Genomic DNA, 20,271 nt, shown 5'->3' with positions numbered 1-20,271 from the left:
GGCCATGCCCGGCGGCTTCTGCGATGAAACGGCCGCGCTTCGCGCTCGCCGGGCATGGCCCRGCGCTACCGCCTCACTTCTTTTCCGGCTCGTTGACGATCGCTTCCAGATCCTTCTGCAGATCGGCGAACAGCGGCTGCATGCGCGTCTGGATCGCCACCATCACGTTCTGCATCAGCGCCGGGGTCTTGTCGAGCAGGCTCTGGCCGGCCGGGCTCTCGTAGAACTCGGCCATGGCCAGCACGTCTTCCTTGCTGAAGGTCTTCTTGTACAGGTCCACGTACATCGGCCGCAGCTGCTGCCACGACAGTGCCTGGCGCAGGGTCTGGCTGGTACGGGCCTGGATGCGCTGCAGCTGTTCCTGCTGCTGGGCGTTGAGCTTGCGCTGTGCGGCGACCTGTTGGAACTGCTGCTGCTGCATCGCTTCGATCTGCGGCAGCATGGTGTCGATCATGCTCTGCGCACGCGAGGCCGACAGCAGGCGGTTGATGTCGCCATCGGTGGGGGCTGCGGCCAGCACCGGCGTGCTTGCTGCGGCCAGCACCAGCAGCAGGGTCGCGCGGCGCAACAGGGAGGGAACGAAGCGGATCATGCGGAGCGTCCTGCAGTACACGGGATGGCAAGCATACCCCCGGCAAAGGCGAAGGCGGCGTGTTCGGTGCCTGATCGGCGGCATACGGGGCGTGATGGCAGCCACGGCGACGCGGCTGCCGCTACAATGCGTAGATGGGCAGTGGACCGGTCATCATCAGCGCGCAGCTTGAAATCCCCGACGGCGAGATCGTCGAGCGTTTCGTGCGTGCCAGTGGTGCCGGCGGCCAGAACGTCAACAAGGTCTCCACCGCGGTGGAACTGCGTTTCGACGTGGCCGGCTCGCCCTCGTTGCCCGAGCCGCTGCGCGAGCGCCTGTTGGCGCGGCGCGACCGGCGCATGACCGGCGAAGGCGTGCTGGTCATCGACGCGCAACGTTTCCGCACCCAGGATCGCAATCGCGAGGATGCGCGCGAGCGGCTGGCGGCCTTCATCCAGGCCGGGCTGAGCGTGCCCAAACCACGCAAGGCCACCAAGCCGACCTTCGGGTCGAAACTGCGTCGTCTGGACGCCAAACGCGGGCGCGCGCAGATCAAGCGCGGGCGCTCATCACGTGACTGGGAGTGATTGCTTGAACAACCCGACGCCGTTGCTGCCGGCCATTCCGCCGAACATGCCGCAGGTCAAGCCCAACCGTTTCCTGCGCTGGCTGGCGCGCTGCACGCTGCGCATGGGCGGCTGGAAAGTGACCGGTACGCTGCCGAACGTTCCCAGGCTGGTCTTCATCATCGCTCCGCATTCGTCCAACTGGGACGGGCTGTGGGGCATGGCCGCCAAGATCGCACTGGGCATGAAAGTGAAGGTGCTGGGCAAGGCCTCGCTGTTCTGGTGGCCACTGGGCCCGCTGCTGCACAAGCTGGGCGTGATCCCGCTGGATCGCAGCTCGCCGCAGGGCACTGTCGGCCAGGCCGTGGACCTGCTGCGCAACAACGAGAAGATGTGGTTCGCCATCACCCCCGAAGGCACCCGCAAGGCCGTGAAGGACTGGAAGGCCGGCTTCCTGAAGATTGCGCGGATGGCCGACGTGCCGATCCTGGCCGCGTATTTCCACTACCCGGAAAAGACCATCGGCATCGGCCCGCTGTTCACGCCGACCGGCGATGATGCCGCAGACATGGCGACCATCCGCGAGTTCTACCGGCCCTGGATCGGCAAGACCCGCGGCACGGTCTGAGCCAGCCGCTGCTGGCAGCGTAGACGCCACGTCCGGCACATGCCGGGCGCCCGTGACAGGAGTAGGGTGGACGGCTGCCATCCCGTACCGTCTGCCCAAGGAGCGTTTTACATGTCGCGTACCGTAGTCCTGGCCGCCGCCATCAGCCTGGCGCTGGCGGCCTGTTCCGGCAAGGAGTCCACCCCCGTGTCCGAAGCCCAGAATGCACCGGCCCAGCAGCCGGCCGAAGCCTCCACCAATCCGCTGCTGACCGCCAGCAGCCTGCCGTTCCAGGCACCGCCGTTCGACAAGATCAAGGACAGCGATTACCTGCCGGCGTTCGAAGAAGGCATGCGCCAGCATCTGGCCGACGTGCGCAAGATCGCCGACAGCGCCGAGCCGGCCACCTTCGACAACACCATCGTGGCGATGGAGCGCAGCGGCGAGACCCTGACCCGCGTGTCGCGCATCTTCTTCGGCCTGGTCCAGGCCGAYACCAACGATGCSCGCCAGAAGATCCAGGAAGAAGTGGCGCCGAAGCTGGCCGCGCACCAGGACGAGATCAACCTCGATCCGAAGCTGTTCGCGCGCGTGAAGTCGCTGTACGACCAGCGTGAGACGCTGGGCCTGGATCCGGTGCAGAAGCGCCTGGTCGAGCATTACTACGACGGCCTGGTGCGCTCGGGCGCGCAGCTGTCCGACGCCGACAAGGCGAGCCTGCGCAAGCTAAACGTGGAAGAAACCACGCTGTCCACCCAGTTCCACACCCGCCTGGTGGCTGCAACCGCCGCGGCTGCGGTCGTGGTGGACGACAAGGCCAAGCTGGCCGGCCTGGACGAGGGCGCGGTCAACAATGCCGCCGCGGCCGCCAAGGACCGCAAGCTGGATGGCAAGTTCCTGCTGCCGCTGCAGAACACCACCCAGCAGCCGGTGCTCGGTTCGCTGACCGACCGCGACCAGCGCGCCGCCGTGCTGAAGGCTTCGGAAACCCGTGCCGAGCGTGGCGATGCCAACGACACCCGGCAGACCGTGCAGCGCCTGGCCCAGCTGCGTGCGCAGAAGGCCAAGCTGCTCGGCTTCGACACCTTCGCCGACTACCAGCTGGGCGACCAGATGGCCAAGACCCCGGCGGCCGCACTGAAGCTGCTGACCGACACCGTGCCTGCCGCCACCGCCAAGGCGCGTGCCGAAGCCGGTGAGATCCAGAAGGTGATCGACGCCCAGAAGGGTGGTTTCCAGGTGGCCGCCTCGGATTGGGATTTCTACGCCGAGCAGGTGCGCAAGGCCAAGTACGATCTGGACGAGTCGCAGATCAAGCCGTACTTCGAGCTGGACAACGTGCTGCAGAACGGCGTCTTCTACGCCGCCACCCAGCTGTACGGCATCACCTTCAAGCCGCGCACCGACATTCCGACCTACAACCCGGACATGAAGGTGTACGAAGTGTTCGACAAGGACGGCACCTCGCTGGCCCTGTTCTACACCGACTACTTCAAGCGTGACAGCAAGTCCGGTGGCGCCTGGATGGACGTGTTCGTCGAACAGGACGGCCTGACCGGTGCCAAGCCGGTGGTCTACAACGTCTGCAACTTCACCAAGCCGGCCGCCGGCCAGCCTGCGCTGATCAGCTTCGACGACGTCACCACGATGTTCCATGAGTTCGGCCATGCACTGCATGGCATGTTCTCGAACGTGAAGTACCCGTCGATCGCCGGTACCGCCACCTCGCGCGATTTCGTCGAGTTCCCGTCGCAGTTCAACGAGCACTGGGCGCTGGACCCGAAGGTGTTCGCCAACTACGCCAAGCACTACAAGACCGGCGAAGCGATGCCGCAGGAACTGGTCGACAAGATCCTCAAGGCGCGCAGCTTCAACCAGGGCTATGCGACCACCGAGTACCTGTCGGCGGCACTGCTCGACCTGGCCTGGCACACGCAGAAAGCCGATGCCCCGCTGCAGGACGTCGGCGCCTTCGAAGCGGGCGCGCTGAAGAAGTTCAAGGTCGATCTGCCGCAGGTGCCGCCGCGTTACCGCACCACCTACTTCGACCACATCTGGGGTGGCGGTTACTCGGCCGGCTACTACGCCTACTTCTGGGCGGAAGTGCTGGACCATGACGCCTACCAGTGGTTCACCGAACACGGTGGCCTGACCGCCGCCAACGGCCAGGAATTCCGCGACAAGATCCTCTCGCGCGGCAACAGCGTGGAGCTGTCGACCCTGTACCGCGATTTCCGCGGCAAGGACCCGTCGGTGGAGCCGCTGCTGAAGTTCCGCGGCCTGAAGTAAGCGCGGCCTGAAGTACGAAAAACAAAACGGCGGGGGAAACCCCGCCGTTTTTCGTTGTGTCGATGCCATCGACAGATTCTGCAGTTTGCCGCTCATCCACGCATGGCGTGGATCTACTGCAGTTCGCGGAAATCTGTCGAAGGCGGGTGGCTCCGGTTGCGGGGGTGTCCGCGGCATGGATGCCGCGGCCAAGCCCCCATGGACGGGTTTACGGCGTCCCCCGCAACCGGACCCACCCCGCCATCCCCCAGGAAACCGGCTTTGGCTGTTGAGGTTGCCGGCCAGCGGCCGGCACTACCGGGTGCCGGCCGCAGCCCGGCCATCACGTCCCTACATGCACCCGGTTCGCCTGCTCGGCCAACCCCAGGTGATCCAGCGCGATATCCAGCGCCAGTACATAGCTCTGCGCGCCGTACCCGGCGGCGATGCCCAGGCGCTGGCCAACACCGGCCGGCAGGCACGGCTCGGCCACGGCGCCATCGTCATGCACTTCCACGTACGCGTTGTGCAGGTASGGCAGCAGCCGCTGCAGGCGCAGGCTGTCGGCACATGCGCCCGGATCCAGCAGCGTCACCTCGCCACGGCTGTGRTCGGCCACGCGCAGCGCGTCCAGCAGTTCCTGCTCCGAACCGCAGGCGCGGATCGCCACGCTGGTGCCCGCATCGATCGCACGGTGCACCAGTGATTTCAGTACCGGCGCCGGCAGCGGCGCGGCGGTGCGGATCAACGCGCCCGCCGCTTCCGGGCCACGGATGATGAAGATCGACATGGCTCAGCCCTCCCGTGCCAGGCGACGGCTGACGATGGCCAATGACAGCGGATAACCCGCCTGCTGGCTGCGCTGGTCGACCACCACGGCGGCCGGGCCGTGCTGCAGGCGCAGGCGCGCCTCCAGACCGGGCTGGTGCGGCGACTGCAGTTCGATGTACTCCGCCGGCAGACCGTCCAGCGCCGCCTGCAGCGCACCGCCCTCGGCACACCATTGCGCCTCGTCGGCGACGCCGACATCAAGCAGCACCCAGTCCGCGGTGCGCGCCTGCGGCTGGCACAGACACTGGCGCACATCGGCCAAGCTGGCGCAGTCGGTGCACAGCACCGGATGGCCGGACAACTCGGCCGGCAGCAGCGGACGCGGCACCGACGGCGACGCATGCCGGATCACCAGGAGGGTCATACAACACCTTGCGCAAAGCGCCCTGCGGCGCGGTAGGCATACGATGCGCGTGGGGGCCGTAAAGGTGCGATGCCCAGTGCCCGGCCCGGGCGTAAAACCTTCATAACGTCCGGCCGGAATGCACCCGGTGGCTGCCGACTGTTGATCGGCACGGGCATGGAGACCGGCATGATGCCCGGGAACCTCACGCCTGCCCTTGCGGTCTGATGCCCACCCACCACCCGGAGCCTGACATGGATGCTGTAGCCCGTCCGCCGTTCCCAGAGCGCGCGCTCACCTGGCTGAAGAAGGAGGCACTGCCGCTGCTGGTGATGCTGGGCCTGCTCGCTGCCGCCCGCGACACCCTCGCCAACCACTACGTCGTGCCCAGCGGTTCGATGCAGCCGACGCTGCAACCGGGTGACCGGGTGGTGGTGGACATGCGCGCCTACGGCCTGCGCCTGCCGTTCACCAGCCAGGAGCTGCTGGCTGCCGGCACGCCGCAGCGTGGTGAGGTGGCGGTGTTCGATTCGCCGGCCGATGGCACCCGCCTGATCAAGCGCGTCGCCGCCGTGGCCGGCGACCACGTGCAGCTGCGCGATGGCCACCTGAGCATCAACGGCCAGCCGCTGCAGATCGCCGACCTGGCCGACACCGAAGCTTTCGGAGAGCGCCGCGCCAGCCTCGATCTGGACAGCGGCGGTGGCCCGGACATCGCGGATCTGCAGGTGCCCGCCGGCAAGGTGCTGGTGCTGGGCGACCATCGTGGCAACAGCTTCGACGGTCGCTTCTTCGGCTTTGTCGATGCAGACAAGATCTATGGCCGCGCAGTGGCGGTGTACTACCGCCGTGGCGACGGCTTTGAGTGGCAGCGGCTGTAAGCTTATCGATATGCCAGAAGTATCAATCATGACCTATCGGGTTATGGATCGACTGGATGGACGGGCCTAGTCTGGGGCCCGTCCCCTCCACTCCGGCCGCCCCCACGGCCCACCGCTCCCATGACTGGCGATACCCCGGCGGCCCTCGCCGACCGTCCCCGTACTGACGACGCTCCCGTCGACACCCGCATCCAGCAGGGGACGCCGGCCTTCCGCCGCACCGCGCTGGCGCTGTTTTTGGCTGGCTTTTCGACCTTCGGCCTGCTGTACACGGTGCAGCCACTGCTGCCCGAGTTCAGTCGCCACTTCGGCGTGTCCGCTGCCGGCAGCGCGATGTCGCTGTCGCTGACCACCGGCACCCTGGCCGTGGCCATGCTGCTGGCGGGCCTGCTGTCCGATGCGGTCGGCCGGCGCCCGCTGATGATCGTTGCGTTGCTGGCCTCGGCCACGCTGTCGCTGTGCACCGCACTGGTCGACGACTGGGCCACCCTGCTGGTGCTGCGCACCCTGTTGGGGCTGGCATTGAGCGGCGTGCCGGCGGTGGCGATGACCTACCTGGTGGAAGAGATGGACAGCCGCGCGCTGGGCCTGGCGATGGGCCTGTACATCGGCGGCAACGCCATCGGTGGCATGAGCGGGCGCCTGCTGGCCGGCATCATCGCCGACCACTGGGGCTGGCGCTGGGGCATCGGCGTGGTCTCGATCATCGCCATGGCCAGCACCGTGCTGCTGTGGCTGCAGCTGCCACCGTCGCGCCACTTCCAGGCCAGTCGCAGTGGCCTGCGCCAGCTGCCCGCGCGCTGGCGCACGCTGTTTGCCGATCCCGGCCTGCCGTGGCTGTTCGCCACCTCGTTCGTGCTGATGGGTGTGTTCGTCACCCTCTACAACTACCTCGGCTATCACCTGCTGGCGCCGCCGTACCACCTCAGCCAGACCGTGGTCGGGTTGATCTTCAGCGTGTATCTGGTCGGCACCTTCAGTTCAGCGTGGATGGGCCAGCAGGCCACGCGCCATGGGCGCGGTCGCATCCTGGCGATCTCCTTCGGCCTGATCGCCGCCGGCATCGTGCTGCTGGCGATGCCGTGGCTGCCGGCGATGGCAGTGGGCATCGCGCTGGTGACCTTCGGTTTCTTCGGTGGTCATTCGGTGGCCAGCAGCTGGGTCGGCAGCCGTGCCGGCTCCATGCGTGCGGAAGCGTCGGCGCTGTACCTGTTTGCCTACTACCTGGGCTCGAGCGTGCTGGGCGGCGTGGGTGGTCTGGCCTATGCCGCGTGGGACTGGCTGGGCGTGTGCGCGTTCGCCGCGCTGCTGACCCTGATCGGCGGTGGCATCGTGTGGGCGCTGCAGCAGCGCGCGCCGCAGCCGGTGACCGCCTGACGCCCGCCGGGCATGGCCCGGCGCTACCTGGGTGGGCCAGCGGTAGCGCCGGGCCGTGCCCGGCGAGCGCGCAGCGCGGCACCTCACGCTTCCGCAAACGCCTCGCGAAGCAGCCCGGCGAAATTGCGGATCAACGGTGTCACCCCCTCGCGGCGCCACGCCAACTGCACTTCCGAATGCGCGCCGGCATCGGCCAGCGGCACGAAGCGCGCACCTTCCACCCGGATGTGGTCGCACGACGAAGGCAGGATCGCCGCACCCAGTCCCGCAGCGGCCAGGCTGATCAGCGTTGAAGCCTCACCGGCTTCCTGCACGATGCGCGGGGTGAAACCCGCTGCCGCGCACAGCGCGATCATGTGGTCATGGATGCCCGCCCCGGCGCTGCGGCGGAACGCCACGAACGGTTCCTGCGCCAGATCACGCAACGCCAGCGTCCCGCCTTTCGACAGGCGACGCAGGGCAGGGTGGTCGGCATGCACGATCAACGCCAGCGGGTCGACGAACAGGCTGTGCGCCACCAGCTCGGCCGGCAGCGTGCGCTTGCGGATGATGCCCACATCCAGGCTGCCATCGAGCAGCGCATCGATCTGCTGCAGGGTGTTCATCTCGCTCAGCTGCAGCCGCACCTGCGGATACTGCTGGCGGTACTGCAGGATCGAACGCGGAATCTGCGGTGACAACGGCGTGGCCCGGGTCAGGCCGATACGCAGCTCACCCTGCTCGCCACGCTGCGCGCGCTGCACTTCATCCACCGCCGATTCCACCTGCTGCACGATGCTGCGCGCACGTTCCTGCAGCAGTTCCCCTGCAGCGGTCAGCTGCACACGCCGATGGCTGCGCACGAACAGGCGCGCACCGATCAGTTCCTCCAGCTGCCGGATCTGCTGGCTGAGCGGCGGCTGCGACATCCCCAACCGCTCGGCCGCCTGGCCGAAGTGCAGGGTATCGGCAACGGCAAGGAAGTAGCGCAGGTGGCGAAGTTCGATGGACATGGATGCAGTCTATCCAGCCCGACGCCGGGAATYGTCATCCACGCATGGCGTGGATCAACCGTGTCGACCAAGGTCGACACCCACCAAGAGCAGGCCACACCGCCCCGCCATCCCGCGGAATCCCCGCTGTTGCCGTTGCCGTTGCCGTAGATTCGGCAGGTGCAGGGCGCAGCCCTGCCGACAGCCCCTCACCGCTCCGAATGCCCGCTCTGGTCGTAATCGCGCGGGCTGAACAACTCTGGCTGGATCAGCTCGATGAACGCCCGCGCCTGCGCCGACAGCGCCTTGCCGCGCCGCACGATCACCCCGTAACTGCGCTCCGGGAACCAGCGCTTCATCGACCGTGCGGCCAACCGTTCGCGGTCAGCATCGTTCAGGCACAGCGCCGGCACGATGGAAATGCCCATGCCCATCGCCACGTACTGCTTGATCACCTCCCAGCCGCCCACTTCCAGCGCAACGGTGTAGGCGATGCGGTGACGCTGGAACACCTGGTCCACCAGCCGGTAGGTGATCTGCCGTTTCGGCGGCAGCACCAGCGGATAACGGGCGATGTCGGCCAGTTCCAGCTCGCCACCGCTGGCCAGCGGATGGTCATGCGGGGCGATCAGCACCTGTTCGAAACGGTAGGCCGGCGCATAGCTGAGGTCGGCCGGCACATCGGTCATCGAGCCGATCGCCAGGTCGGCGGCATCCTCGCGCAGCAGGTCGGTGCCGTCGGCGCTGATGGCGTTGTGCAGGGTCAGGCGTACGTCGGGGTAATGCTGGCGGAAGCGTTCGACGATCTTCGGCAGCAGGTACAGGATGGTCGAGCTGTTGGCAGCGATGTTCAGTTCGCCCGCGTCCAGCCCGCGCACCTTGTCGCGGAAGCGTGCTTCCAGACCGTCCAGGCTCTCCACCAGCGGCTGCGCCATTTCATACAGCAGCTGGCCCTCGCGACTGGGCACCAAGCGCCGGCCGCTGCGCTCGAACAGCGGTACCCCCAGCTCACGCTCCAGCGCTTGCAACTGCAGGCTGATGGCCGGTTGGCTGACGAAAAGTGCCTCAGCCGCCCGTGAGACTGAGCCCAGGCGCACCGTCTGGCAGAACGCGCGCAGCGGCTTCAGCCGATCGGATTTGTAGGAAAAACGAGGACTTGGCGGGCTACGTGTGGTCATGGCGTCACAAGTATTAGCACAAGTTATGTAAAGCATTGCAAAAACTGTTTTGCCAAATACAGGGCTGCGGCCGCACGGTGGAGTCGTTCCCCCACGCTGGAGTTCTGCCATGTCCGCCGTCGCTTCCGCTGTTCCCTCCACCGCCGCCAAGGCCACGCCGGGCATTGCCTTGGCGACCCAGGTGGCGGGCCAGGCCACCGTGCTGCCGGCGCCGTTGCTGGCCCTGCTGGTGTCCCTGCACCGGGCAGTGGAACCCGGCCGGCAGGCGCGGCTGCAGGCCCGTCGCGAGCGCCAGGCGTTCTTCGACCAAGGCGGCCTGCCGGACTTCCGCCAGGACACCACCGCGATCCGCAGCGGTGACTGGACCGTGGCGCCGCTGCCGGCCGCGCTGCAGGACCGTCGCGTCGAGATCACCGGCCCGACCGACCCGAAGATGGTCATCAACGCGCTGAACTCCGGCGCCAAGGTGTTCATGGCCGACTTCGAGGATTCGACCTCGCCGACCTGGCGCAACCTGCTGGCCGGTCAGCAGTCGCTGGCCGCTGCGGTTCGCGGCGACCTGCAGTACACCGCACCCAATGGCAAGCACTACGCACTGCGCCCCTACGATGAGCAGGCGGTGCTGATCGTGCGTCCGCGCGGCTGGCACCTGGACGAAAAGCATGTGCGCGTGGATRGCCAGTTCCTCGCCGGCGGCCTGTTCGATGCGGCGGTCTTTGCCTTCCACAATGCGCGCGCGCTGCAGTCCAGGGACCGCGGTCCGTACTTCTACCTGCCGAAGCTGCAGAGCATGGAAGAGGCAGCGCTGTGGGAGACCGCGCTGTCGCACATCGAAGGCATGCTCGGCCTGCCGCACGGGCAGATCAAGGTGACCGTGCTGATCGAAACGCTGCCGGCTGTGTTCGAGATGGATGAGATCCTGCACGCCCTGCGCGATCGCATCGTCGGCCTCAACTGCGGGCGCTGGGATTACATCTTCTCGTACCTGAAGACCTTCCGCCGCCACGCTGACCGCGTGCTGCCCGAGCGTGGCCAGGTGACCATGACCCAGCCGTTCCTGAAGGCGTATTCGGAACTGCTGATCCAGACCTGCCATCGCCGCGGCGCACATGCGATGGGCGGCATGGCTGCGCAGATTCCGATCAACAACGATGCCGCCGCCAACGAGCAGGCGATGGCGCGGGTACGTGCCGACAAGCTGCGCGAAGTGAGCGCTGGCCACGATGGCACGTGGGTCGCCCATCCGGCGCTGATTCCGGTGGCGATGGCGATCTTCGACGAGCACATGCCCACGCCCAACCAGCACCACGTGCTGCGCCAGGATGTGCGCGTGGGTCGCGATGAACTGATCGCGCGGCCGCCGGGCACGATCACCCGCGCTGGCTTCGAAGGCAATGTCGAAGTCTGCGTGCGCTACCTGGCCGCATGGCTGGATGGCAACGGCTGCGTGCCGATCCACCACCTGATGGAGGACGCGGCCACCGCCGAGATCAGTCGCAGCCAGCTGTGGCAGTGGCTGCATACCCCGGGCCAGCAGCTGGACGACGGCACTGCCATCGATCTGGCGCTGCTCGATACCACCCTGGCGCAGCTGCCGGCGCGCCTCGGCGACACCTCGGCGCTGCCCGGTGGCGGCCGCATCGAAGAAGCCATCACCCTGCTGGCCGAGTTGAGCCGCAGCAACGAACTGACCGACTTCCTGACCCTGCCGGCGTACGCGCGCATCGACTGACCGCTGCATGCCGGTTTTCCCGCCGCTTCCTTCCCCGCTGCATCCGCACGAACCGAACTGGAGATAGACATGAGCACGCTGCCCACTGCCGAACAGATCCAGCACGACTGGGACACCAATCCGCGCTGGGAAGGCATCCAGCGCAACTACAGCGCCGCCGACGTGGTGCGCCTGCGTGGCACCGTCCATATCGAGCATTCGCTGGCCCGGCTGGGCGCGGAAAAGCTGTGGAAGTCGCTGCATGAGCGCGACTTCGTCAACGCGCTCGGCGCGCTGACCGGCAACCAGGCCATGCAGCAGGTGAAGGCCGGGCTGAAGGCGATCTACCTGTCCGGCTGGCAGGTGGCGGCCGATGCCAACCTGGCCGGGCAGATGTACCCGGACCAGTCGTTGTACCCGGCCGATTCGGTGCCGGCGGTGGTCAAGCGCATCAACAACACGCTGCTGCGTGCCGACCAGCTGCACCATGCCGAAGGCAAGGATGACATCGACTTCCTGCAGCCGATCGTGGCCGACGCCGAAGCCGGTTTCGGCGGCGTGCTCAACGCCTTCGAGCTGATGAAGGCGATGATCGAAGCCGGTGCCGCCGGCGTGCACTTCGAAGACCAGCTGGCCTCGGTGAAGAAGTGCGGGCACATGGGTGGCAAGGTGCTGGTGCCGACCCGCGAGGCGATCGAGAAGCTCAACGCCGCGCGGCTGGCCGCCGACGTGCTGGGCGTGCCGACCCTGCTGGTGGCGCGTACCGACGCCGAGGCGGCTGATCTGCTGACCAGCGACATCGATGGCAACGACAAGCCGTTCGCCAYCGGCGAGCGCACCGTGGAGGGCTTCTACAAGACCCGCAACGGCCTGGACCAGGCCATCAGCCGCGGCCTGGCCTACGCACCGTATGCCGACCTGGTGTGGTGCGAGACCGGCAAGCCGGACCTGGAATTCGCGCGGAAGTTCGCCGAGGCGATCCATGCGAAGTTCCCGGGCAAGCTGCTGGCCTACAACTGCTCGCCCAGCTTCAACTGGAAGAAGAACCTGGACGACGCCACCATTGCCAGGTTCCAGAAGGAGCTGGGCAGCTACGGCTACAAGTTCCAGTTCATCACCCTGGCCGGTTTCCACGCGCTGAACTACGGCATGTTCAATCTGGCCCACGGCTATGCGCGCCGGCAGATGAGCGCCTTCGTGGAGCTGCAGGAAGCCGAGTTCGAAGCGGCCGAGCGCGGCTTCACCGCGGTCAAGCACCAGCGCGAAGTCGGCACCGGCTACTTCGATGCGGTGACCCAGGCGATCCAGCAGGGGCAGTCCTCGACCACCGCGCTGACCGGCTCGACCGAGGAAGAGCAGTTCCATGGCGAGCGCAGCGAACGGGCTGCGTGATCTGGTCGTGCCGGCCGCTGGCCGGCAACCCTTTGTGTTCCCGCAGTCCTTGATGCTGTCGGCCAGCGGCCGGCGCGACCAGGGCTCGGACTGATCAGGGTGGCCAGGGAAGGGCCAGACGACGCCGGCAGATCGGGGGATCTGCCGGCGTTGTTGTATCTGCGGCTGCTGCGACAATGGGCGTCGCGGTCACCGTAAGCTATTGATATGGCTTTCTTTCTTCCTGCGCCCAACGCGTGTGAATGGGCACGGTTGAGTCATGCAGGGCGGGGCACCGCGTCTTCACAAAAATGAGAAGCGGCGCACAGTTTGATTCACTGATATGCTCCGCGGCTCACCAGGGGACGCTGGCGGCGGGTGCAGGGAATGACCGGCAGGGGTGCGGCCGAGAACATCGACACGACAACCGGTATCGCCAAGGTGGCGATGGCCGAGATCGTGCATGCGCTGCTTTCCGACGAAGAGGTCGCCCTGTTTGCCCGGTTTGCCCAGCCCTGCCGGCTGCAGGCGGGCCAGTGGCTGTTCCACCGCGGCCATCGCGGCGAGTGCATGTACATCATCCTGGAAGGCCTGATCGAGCTGGATTTCGGCGAGGACCTGGTGCTCAAGACACTCGGCCGGCATGAGTTCTTCGGTGAGCTCGGCCTGTTGATGGGCGACCATCCGCGCAGCGCCAGCGCGCGGGTGATGGCCGACTGCCACGTGCTGGAGCTGGGACCGGCTGATTTCCATCGCCTGGTCGAGTCCGACCCGGGGCTGGTGGCCTACTTCCTGCGGCGCACGATCCTGCGTGTGCTGACCAACGAGCAGGCCCTGATCAGCCAGCTGCGGCGGCGCAACCATGACCTGGAAGCCGCGCTGGACAACCTGTACATCACCACCCACCAGCTGACCCACACGCGTGAGCTGGTGCGCACCGACGAGCTGACCGGCCTGCACAACCGCCGTGGCCTGGCCCTGTTCCTGCAGGAATGCCGCACGCAGGAAGAGGGGCCGCCGCAGGCGCTGCTGCTGATCGACTGTGACCGCTTCAAGCAGATCAACGACCGCCACGGCCACCAGGCCGGCGACCGGGTGCTGCAGAGCATGGGCAACATCCTGCGCTCGATGGCCGGCGAACATGACCTGGCCTGCCGCTTGGGCGGCGACGAGTTCTGCCTGATCCTGCGCCGGGCCAATGTCGAGATCGTGCAGCACGCGGCTGAATTCATCCTCAGCGCGGTGCACGGCCTGCTCGAGCGCAGCCATGGCACCCCGCACGTCAGCCTGGCCAGCATCGGTGCCAGCCTGCTGGCCCCTGACGCGGACTGGAGCGAGTGGTACGCTCGCGCCGATCGTGCGCTGTACCAAGCCAAGCGCGCAGGCGGCAACTGCCTGCGGTGGACCGATGGTCCGGATGGACACTGAGCGGAGATCCTGGCGATGAATGGCGACAACGGAACGTCGGCCCCGCATAACGCCCAGCTGCGGGCGCTGCTGTTCACCGACCTGTGTGATTCGCTGCAACTGGTGGAGCGTATCGGCGACGCTGCCGCAGCCACCCTGTTCCAGGAGCACGACCGTCTGGTGCTGGTATTGCAGCATCGCTGGAATGGGCAGTTGATCGACCGTTCCGACGGTCTGTTCCTGCTGTTCGAACGCCCGGTGGATGCGCTCGGGTTTGCACTGGATTACCAGCGCGACCTGCAGGCACTGGGCGAGCAACGCAGGGTCGAGCTGCGCGCACGAGCGGGCCTGCATGTGGGTGATGTGCTGACCTGGGAAAACAGTCCCGAAGCGGTCAAGGTCGGCGCCAAGTCGATGGAAGTCGAAGGCCTGGCCAAGCCGATGGCCGCGCGCCTGATGACCCTGGCGCGCCCAGGCCAGATCCTGATGTCGGCAGTTGCCGAGTCACTGACCCGACGCGCCACGGATGCCTTGGGCGAGCGTGGCCAACGCTTGCTATGGAAGTCGCACGGGCGTTGGCGGTTCAAAGGCATGCCGACCGTCCAGGAAGTGATTGAAGTTGGCGAGATCGGCTTTGCTCCGCTGCGCCCGCCGCGCGCCAACGCCAAGGCACGGCGTGATCTGCCATTGTGGCGGCAGCCGGTGGTATTGCTGGCGGAAAGCCTGATCCTGGCATCTGTGGTGGTGGGGGGCTGGTTCCTGCTGCGCCCGGAGCCGGCCATCGCATTCTCAGAGCGCGATTGGGTGGTGCTGGCCGACCTTGAAAATTTCACCGGTGAGCCGGTGTTCGATGAATCGACACGCCATGCGATCCTGATCGCACTGGAACAGTCGCGCTACGTGAATGTGCTGTCCGAAGGCAAGATCCGCGAAAGCCTGGAAATGGCGCGCTTGTCCGGCGATACCCGCTTGAATCGCGGTGCAGCGATCGATGTGGCCATGCGCGAAGGCGCTCGAGCGGTCCTGCTGCCGACCGTACGTCCCAAGGCAGGGGGCTATCAGCTGGGAATCGACGTGGTGGCCCCCGGCAGCGGGCAGGTGGTGCGCAGCTTCACCGTCGCCGCCGACGGCCCCGACCAGATGATGTTCGCGGTGGACGATGTCGTCGGTCGTCTGCGCCGTGGCCTGGGCGAATCGGTGGCCAGCCTGGAGCAGTCCTTGCCGCTGCCGAAAGCCTCTACCCGTGACCTGCGTGCTCTGCGCGCCTATGCCCTGGCCGAGAATGCCCTGGGCCAGCGCCGCTTCGAGGAAGCACGCAATCTCTACCAGGCTGCGATCGACATCGATCCCGGTTTCGCGCTGGCCTACATGGGCGTGGCCAAGCTGCTGGCGCGCACCGAAGAAGGGCGGCAGGCCCGCGAGGCGATGCAGCATGCGCTCGCCCAGCAGGAACGCCTGCCACCGCGCGAGCGCCTGTACCTGAAGGCCTGGCAGGAAGAACTGGAACCGGGCGGCTGGGCCCTGGAGCAATGGCGGACGCTGGCCAAGGTCTATCCCGATTCCTTCGCCGGGCTGTCCAATACGTCCTGGCTTCTGTTGCAGGACAATCGTTTCAGCGAAGCCGAATCCTACGCACATGCGGCGTCCGTACCGCAGGATCCGCTGCGGCTGTATCCGATGGTGCAGTTGGCACGCATCCAGATCGCCCACAACCAACCGCAGCTGGCCGCCGAAACGCTGATGCAGGCACAAGGGCTGCGCGGCCGCGATGATCCCGATGACACTGGCGTCGATGTATTTGTGGCGCAGCGCCGTTACGTACAGGCCGGCCAGCTGCTTGTGAAGCTGCGCACCGGAGATGCGCTGGCGCAGCGGATGCGGCTGCGTGCACAGCTGCTGCTGGCTGCCGACCAAGGTGATTGCGCGTCGATGCAGGCGGCCGTGCGCGCGGACGCACCGGCACCTGAGCTTGCGGACATGCAGGTACAGCAGCGATTGCAGCACGCCAGCGTGACCACGTTGTGCGCGGCGGGCGACAAAGCCGAACTGCAGGCCATCGCAGCGCAGCTGCAGCCGCTGCTGGAAGATCGCGACGATCCCATGCAGCAGGCCCGCAGCCTGCAGTGGCTGGCCCTTGTCTATCTGGCTCAGCGGCAGGGACAGACCGATGTTGCCGAAGCCTGGCTGCATGCCAACGAGGCGCTGCTGCGCGCCCAGCGCAGCCCGATGGTCGGTAAATGGATGCGCGTGGTTGCGGCGATGGGCGAACTGCAGAGGCAACGGCCGGACGCTGCGCGGGCCCTGATCGAGCCGATGCTAGATGGCAGCGAGCCGGTGCAGGCGCACGTGGTACTGCTGCATGCGCTACGTGCGCAGAGCGATGAAACAGGCGTGCGCCGCGAGCAGGAATGGCTGGCCCGCCACCGTGGCCAGGCCATTGCCGAAGTCTCGGCGATGCAGGTCTGGCAGCCGCTGAACGTGCACGATGTATCGAGCTGGGCCGCGCCGGTGAAGGCGGGCGGCGCGCCCTGAGCCGGTATCAGCCGCCGATGCAATCGTCGACTTTGCCCGCTTCGAAGCAGAACACCACATTCATCGCGGTCAGCGAGCTGGCGAGGTGTTTCTGCAGGCCGTCGCGAACGCGGCGAAGCTCCTCCACCGGGGCGAGCGAGTCGATCTTCATGCAGTCCTTCTCACCCAAGGCAGCATCCAGACCGATGCTGGAGAGGGCCTTGGCCGGCGATTCGGCGAAGCGTTCGCGGAAGGCTGTATCGTTGATGAGGTTGTCCAGCAGTACGCCGGCATCTTCAGCGGAAAGGCGAGGGTCGGTAGCCATGTCGATCATCCAGAGTAGAACTTACGGTATCGGCCACCAACGCTCGGCATTTAGGGCGATGTGTGCATTGCACAGAAGCGCCTCCACAGTACCGCGGCCGTTGCGGGCAACCCGCATACTACGGTTTCCACTGGTGGATGATGAAAGATGCAGATCCGACGTTGCGCTATCGTGATGTTCGAACCCCGCAGCGAGGTCTCGCTGGACCTCTCCCTGCTGCTGCAGGGCCAGGCGGGACTGGTAACGCGCATGCATTGGCAGGCCCTTGCCGCCCATCTGGACGCACCCGTGGAGGTGAGCATCGAGGAAATCGATGTGCTGGGCCGCATCGAGCCGGATCGCTGGGTGGAGCCTGCACAGGTCGGCCTCGAAGGCGCCGCGCTGGCACGCCTGCTGGAGATCGGTCTGGTGATCAGCCAGGAGCCAGGTGAGGCTTCGCATCGTGACCGCGACCAGCGCGTGCGCGACGCCAACTGGTGGCCGCTGTCGGCGTTGCAGCACCGGATGGGACGCTGGGGCGGCATCAACAGCGCGCGTGAGATGCGCGAGCACAAGCTGGTCACGGCGCAGGATCTGCATGCCAGGTTCGGTGCACCGCCCGCCGCAGTGGATGCGCCCGGTACCGACCCCTTGATGTTGCCCTATACACCTGACGATGCGCGCGACGAGCTGCTGCGAAAGCGTGCAACCTGCCGAAACTTCGACGCGCAGCGCACGTTGGCGCTGCCGCTGTTGGCGCAGGTACTCAAGCGTACCGTGCAGGCACACGCCGCATTGCGGCCGGGGGATGGCATGGAGTTCCTGAAGAAGCACATTCCTTCCGGCGGCGGTCTGCATCCGTTGGAAACCTATGTGGTCGCCCTGGCTGTCGATGGTCTTGCGCCGGGCGTCTATCRCTACCACCCGATGGAACACGCGTTGCGACCGGTCGCCGTTGCCACCGACGACCTGCGCACCTTGATGCTGGGTTTTGTTTCCGGGCAGGACTGGTTCGCCGACGCCCCGCTGCACCTCATCCAGGTGGCACGCTTCCCACGCAGCTTCTGGAAATACCGCCACCATCCAAAGGCCTACCGGGCGGTGCTGCTTGATGCGGGGCACCTGTCGCAACAATGGATGCTGTCAGCCACCGAGCTTGGACTGGCCGCTTATGWGACCGCGGCGATCAACGAGATCGACGTGGAGAAGGCGCTGGGGCTGGATGGCATCGATGCCAGCCCGGTGATGATATGCGGCCTGGGGTGGCGCGCGGACGCCCAGATCACCAGTGAATTCGACCCGCTGCAGCAGGTCTGGCGCGGGAATCCGGCTCCGCAACCTTGACCTCGTGGCAGCAGGTAGGCCGGGCAGCGCCCGGCCCACCCTCCATCACGCTGCTTCGAAATCCACCAGCACCGCGCCGTCGCCCACCTGGTCGCCGGCCTTGGCCCGATAGCCCTTCACCGTGCCATCGGCCGGTGCCTGCAGGGTGTGCTCCATCTTCATCGCTTCCAGCACCACCAGCGGCGTGCCGCGCTTGACCTGCGTGCCCGCCGCCACCAGCGTTGCGACGATCCTGCCGGGCATCGGTGCCAGCAGGCTGCCGGCATCGGCGCTGGCCTGCTCGGATTCGCCCACCGGGTCGTGCAGGGTGAAGCGGTGCTGGCCATCGCTGGCGAACAGGTACAGCTGATCGCCGTCGCGCTGCAGCTGCAGCCGCCAACGACGCTCGTCCATCTGCACCGACAGGGTCTGGCCATCGGCATGGCCGACCACCTGTTTCGGCGCGGCGTCACCGCACTGCACGCGCCAGCCATCGGCAGTGGTCCACACCTTCAGCGTGCGTGCCCGCTCTGCCTGCTGCAGCGGCACCGAGCGCGCGGCAGGCACGCCCARCCGCCAGCCATCCTGTGCCTGCCACGGYGAATGCGGGTCGCGYRCATCGGCGGCAGCGGCMGGTGTGCTTGCYACSGCGGCGATCGCTGCCAGTTCCCACAGCGCCTGCTCACCGTCACCGGTGACCGCCAGTGCGGCCTGCTCGCGCTCGATCAGCGCGGTATCCAGCTTGGCGTTGGCGAACGAATCGGTCTGCACCAGGCGCCGCAGGAAACCGGCATTGGTGGTCACGCCCACCACCTGGCAGTCGGCCAGGGCCTGGCGCATGCGCCGCAGCGCGGCGTCGCGGTCCACGTCCCAGACGATCAGCTTGGCGATCATCGGGTCGTAGTACGGGGTGATGCTGTCGCCTTCTTCCACACCGGTGTCCACCCGCACGTTGGCCGACGGGGTCGGCAGGCGCAGGCGGCGCAGGGTGCCGGTGGAGGGCAGGAAGCCGCGGTCGGCATCTTCGGCATACAGGCGCGCTTCGAGAGCGTGGCCGTGGATGGCCAGTTCGTCCTGGCGCTTGGGCAGCGGCTGGCCAGCAGCCACGCGCAGCTGCCACTCCACCAGGTCGGTACCGGTGATGAACTCGGTGACCGGGTGTTCGACCTGGAGGCGGGTGTTCATTTCCATGAAGTAGAAATCGCCGTCCGGGCCGGCGATGAACTCCACCGTGCCGGCACCGACGTAGCCCACTGCGCGCGCGGCATCGACGGCGGCCTTGCCCATCGCGGCGCGGCGGTCGGCGCTCATGCCCGGGGCCGGCGCTTCTTCCAGCACCTTCTGGTGGCGGCGCTGCACCGAGCAGTCGCGCTCGAACAGATACACCGCCTCGCCATGGCCACCGCCGAATACCTGGATTTCGATATGGCGCGGGCGCTCGACATACTTCTCGACCAGCACGTGGTCGTTGCCGAACGCCGAGGCCGCCTCGCGCTGGCAGCTGGCCAGCGCATCGACGAAGTCCTCGCTGCGCTCGACCTTGCGCATGCCCTTGCCGCCGCCGCCGGCGCTGGCCTTGATCAGCACCGGATAGCCGATGCCGTCGGCCTGGGCGCGCAGGAACTCCGGCGCCTGCTGGTCGCCGTGGTAGCCCGGCGTCAACGGCACGCCGGCCTTGGCCATCAGTGCCTTGGCAGCACTCTTGTCGCCCATCGCGCGGATCGCACTGGCCGGCGGACCGATGAAGGCGATGCCGGCCGCCACGCAGGCGTCGGCGAASTCGGCGTTCTCGGACAGGAAGCCGTAGCCGGGATGGATGGCCTGCGCGCCGCTGCGGCGTGCGGCGTCGAGGATGGCATCGCTGCGCAGGTAGCTCTCGCGCGCGGCCGCCGGGCCGATGTGGATGGCTTCGTCGGCCAGCCGCACGTGGCGCGCATTGCGGTCGGCATCGGAATACACCGCCACGGTGGCGATGCCGAGGCGGCGGCAGGTGGCGATGACGCGGCAGGCGATCTCGCCGCGGTTGGCGATCAGGACTTTGCTGAACATGG

Annotated in this window: 17 protein-coding genes; 10 read left to right on the top strand and 7 right to left on the bottom strand. The window is 67.0% G+C overall.

Going from position 1 to position 20,271, the window contains the following annotated elements; genetic code table 11:
* Positions 1–73: 73 nt before the first annotated feature.
* Positions 74–592 (bottom strand): DUF2059 domain-containing protein, encoded by a 519-nt coding sequence (locus AC1DJN_RS08490; RefSeq protein ID WP_140227919.1) that lies wholly within the window; start codon positions 590–592, stop codon positions 74–76.
* Between the two features lie 134 nt (positions 593–726).
* On the opposite strand from AC1DJN_RS08490, the gene arfB reads away from it, so the two are divergent.
* The 3 genes from arfB to dcp all read left to right on the top strand — a co-directional run bounded on the left by arfB (position 727) and on the right by dcp (position 4,033).
* Positions 727–1,158 (top strand): alternative ribosome rescue aminoacyl-tRNA hydrolase ArfB, encoded by a 432-nt coding sequence (gene arfB, locus AC1DJN_RS08485; RefSeq protein WP_025875829.1) that lies wholly within the window; start codon positions 727–729, stop codon positions 1,156–1,158.
* A gap of 4 nt (positions 1,159–1,162) precedes the next feature.
* Positions 1,163–1,765 (top strand): lysophospholipid acyltransferase family protein, encoded by a 603-nt coding sequence (locus AC1DJN_RS08480; RefSeq protein WP_025875827.1) that lies wholly within the window; start codon positions 1,163–1,165, stop codon positions 1,763–1,765.
* A gap of 111 nt (positions 1,766–1,876) precedes the next feature.
* Positions 1,877–4,033 (top strand): peptidyl-dipeptidase Dcp, encoded by a 2,157-nt coding sequence (dcp, locus tag AC1DJN_RS08475; protein ID WP_442252317.1) that lies wholly within the window; start codon positions 1,877–1,879, stop codon positions 4,031–4,033.
* 322 nt (positions 4,034–4,355) lie between these two features.
* Here the strand turns inward: dcp and AC1DJN_RS08470 are convergent, their stop codons facing one another.
* Together AC1DJN_RS08470 and AC1DJN_RS08465 are read right to left on the bottom strand one after the other, a co-directional pair.
* Complete coding sequence (locus AC1DJN_RS08470) at positions 4,356–4,802, bottom strand: hypothetical protein (RefSeq protein ID WP_025875822.1); 447 nt, start codon at positions 4,800–4,802, stop codon at positions 4,356–4,358.
* Between the two features lie 3 nt (positions 4,803–4,805).
* Complete coding sequence (locus AC1DJN_RS08465; protein WP_032978120.1) at positions 4,806–5,207, bottom strand: hypothetical protein; 402 nt, start codon at positions 5,205–5,207, stop codon at positions 4,806–4,808.
* A gap of 233 nt (positions 5,208–5,440) precedes the next feature.
* Here AC1DJN_RS08465 and lepB point away from each other — a divergent pair, with 233 nt between their 5' ends.
* Together lepB and AC1DJN_RS08455 are read left to right on the top strand one after the other, a co-directional pair.
* Entirely contained in the window at positions 5,441–6,067 is a 627-nt protein-coding gene (gene lepB / locus AC1DJN_RS08460) for a signal peptidase I (protein WP_099786261.1), read from the top strand.
* A 120-nt stretch (positions 6,068–6,187) separates the two neighbouring features.
* A complete protein-coding gene (locus AC1DJN_RS08455; RefSeq protein ID WP_080150334.1) occupies positions 6,188–7,444 on the top strand; it encodes an MFS transporter in 1,257 nt (418 codons plus the stop codon).
* A gap of 83 nt (positions 7,445–7,527) precedes the next feature.
* Here AC1DJN_RS08455 and AC1DJN_RS08450 read toward each other — a convergent pair whose 3' ends face one another.
* A complete protein-coding gene (locus tag AC1DJN_RS08450) occupies positions 7,528–8,436 on the bottom strand; it encodes a LysR family transcriptional regulator (RefSeq protein WP_032978127.1) in 909 nt (302 codons plus the stop codon).
* A 188-nt stretch (positions 8,437–8,624) separates the two neighbouring features.
* Positions 8,625–9,593 (bottom strand): LysR family transcriptional regulator, encoded by a 969-nt coding sequence (locus AC1DJN_RS08445; RefSeq protein WP_025875812.1) that lies wholly within the window; start codon positions 9,591–9,593, stop codon positions 8,625–8,627.
* 109 nt (positions 9,594–9,702) lie between these two features.
* On the opposite strand from AC1DJN_RS08445, the gene aceB reads away from it, so the two are divergent.
* From aceB to AC1DJN_RS08425, 4 genes are all read left to right on the top strand, one after another.
* Positions 9,703–11,325 carry a malate synthase A gene (aceB, locus tag AC1DJN_RS08440; RefSeq protein WP_478039077.1) on the top strand — a complete coding sequence of 541 codons (1,623 nt, stop codon included), beginning with the start codon at positions 9,703–9,705 and terminating at the stop codon, positions 11,323–11,325.
* Positions 11,326–11,394: 69 nt separating this feature from the next.
* Complete coding sequence (gene aceA, locus AC1DJN_RS08435) at positions 11,395–12,696, top strand: isocitrate lyase (protein ID WP_478039076.1); 1,302 nt, start codon at positions 11,395–11,397, stop codon at positions 12,694–12,696.
* 366 nt (positions 12,697–13,062) lie between these two features.
* Complete coding sequence (locus AC1DJN_RS08430) at positions 13,063–14,103, top strand: GGDEF domain-containing protein (RefSeq protein ID WP_080150337.1); 1,041 nt, start codon at positions 13,063–13,065, stop codon at positions 14,101–14,103.
* 15 nt (positions 14,104–14,118) lie between these two features.
* Positions 14,119–16,614 carry a putative peptide modification system cyclase gene (locus AC1DJN_RS08425; protein WP_195762980.1) on the top strand — a complete coding sequence of 832 codons (2,496 nt, stop codon included), beginning with the start codon at positions 14,119–14,121 and terminating at the stop codon, positions 16,612–16,614.
* A 7-nt stretch (positions 16,615–16,621) separates the two neighbouring features.
* Here AC1DJN_RS08425 and AC1DJN_RS08420 read toward each other — a convergent pair whose 3' ends face one another.
* Complete coding sequence (locus AC1DJN_RS08420) at positions 16,622–16,918, bottom strand: NHLP-related RiPP peptide (RefSeq protein WP_025875803.1); 297 nt, start codon at positions 16,916–16,918, stop codon at positions 16,622–16,624.
* A 147-nt stretch (positions 16,919–17,065) separates the two neighbouring features.
* Between AC1DJN_RS08420 and AC1DJN_RS08415 the strand changes: the two genes are divergently transcribed.
* Positions 17,066–18,241, top strand: a complete 1,176-nt coding sequence (locus tag AC1DJN_RS08415; RefSeq protein WP_478039075.1) for a putative peptide maturation dehydrogenase — start codon at positions 17,066–17,068, stop codon at positions 18,239–18,241.
* Between the two features lie 45 nt (positions 18,242–18,286).
* Here AC1DJN_RS08415 and AC1DJN_RS08410 read toward each other — a convergent pair whose 3' ends face one another.
* The gene (locus AC1DJN_RS08410) at positions 18,287–20,269 is read right to left on the bottom strand and encodes an acetyl/propionyl/methylcrotonyl-CoA carboxylase subunit alpha (RefSeq protein ID WP_478039074.1); all 1,983 of its coding nucleotides are present in this window, start codon (positions 20,267–20,269) and stop codon (positions 18,287–18,289) included.
* Positions 20,270–20,271: the final 2 nt, after the last annotated feature.

It is taken from the genome of Stenotrophomonas sp. 05L414_2 (assembly GCF_056397905.1).
The sequence above is the reverse complement of the archived record's forward strand: the minus strand, read 5'-3'. Positions and strand labels throughout refer to the sequence as shown.

Coding starts and splice junctions, on each gene's coding strand:
- AC1DJN_RS08490 (WP_140227919.1), bottom strand. CDS start 592: ATGATCCGCTTCGTTCCCTCCCTGTTGCGCCGCGCGACCCTGCTGCTG.
- arfB (WP_025875829.1), top strand. CDS start 727: ATGGGCAGTGGACCGGTCATCATCAGCGCGCAGCTTGAAATCCCCGAC.
- AC1DJN_RS08465 (WP_032978120.1), bottom strand. CDS start 5,207: ATGACCCTCCTGGTGATCCGGCATGCGTCGCCGTCGGTGCCGCGTCCG.
- lepB (WP_099786261.1), top strand. CDS start 5,441: ATGGATGCTGTAGCCCGTCCGCCGTTCCCAGAGCGCGCGCTCACCTGG.
- AC1DJN_RS08455 (WP_080150334.1), top strand. CDS start 6,188: ATGACTGGCGATACCCCGGCGGCCCTCGCCGACCGTCCCCGTACTGAC.
- AC1DJN_RS08450 (WP_032978127.1), bottom strand. CDS start 8,436: ATGTCCATCGAACTTCGCCACCTGCGCTACTTCCTTGCCGTTGCCGAT.
- AC1DJN_RS08445 (WP_025875812.1), bottom strand. CDS start 9,593: ATGACCACACGTAGCCCGCCAAGTCCTCGTTTTTCCTACAAATCCGAT.
- AC1DJN_RS08430 (WP_080150337.1), top strand. CDS start 13,063: ATGACCGGCAGGGGTGCGGCCGAGAACATCGACACGACAACCGGTATC.
- AC1DJN_RS08425 (WP_195762980.1), top strand. CDS start 14,119: ATGAATGGCGACAACGGAACGTCGGCCCCGCATAACGCCCAGCTGCGG.
- AC1DJN_RS08420 (WP_025875803.1), bottom strand. CDS start 16,918: ATGGCTACCGACCCTCGCCTTTCCGCTGAAGATGCCGGCGTACTGCTG.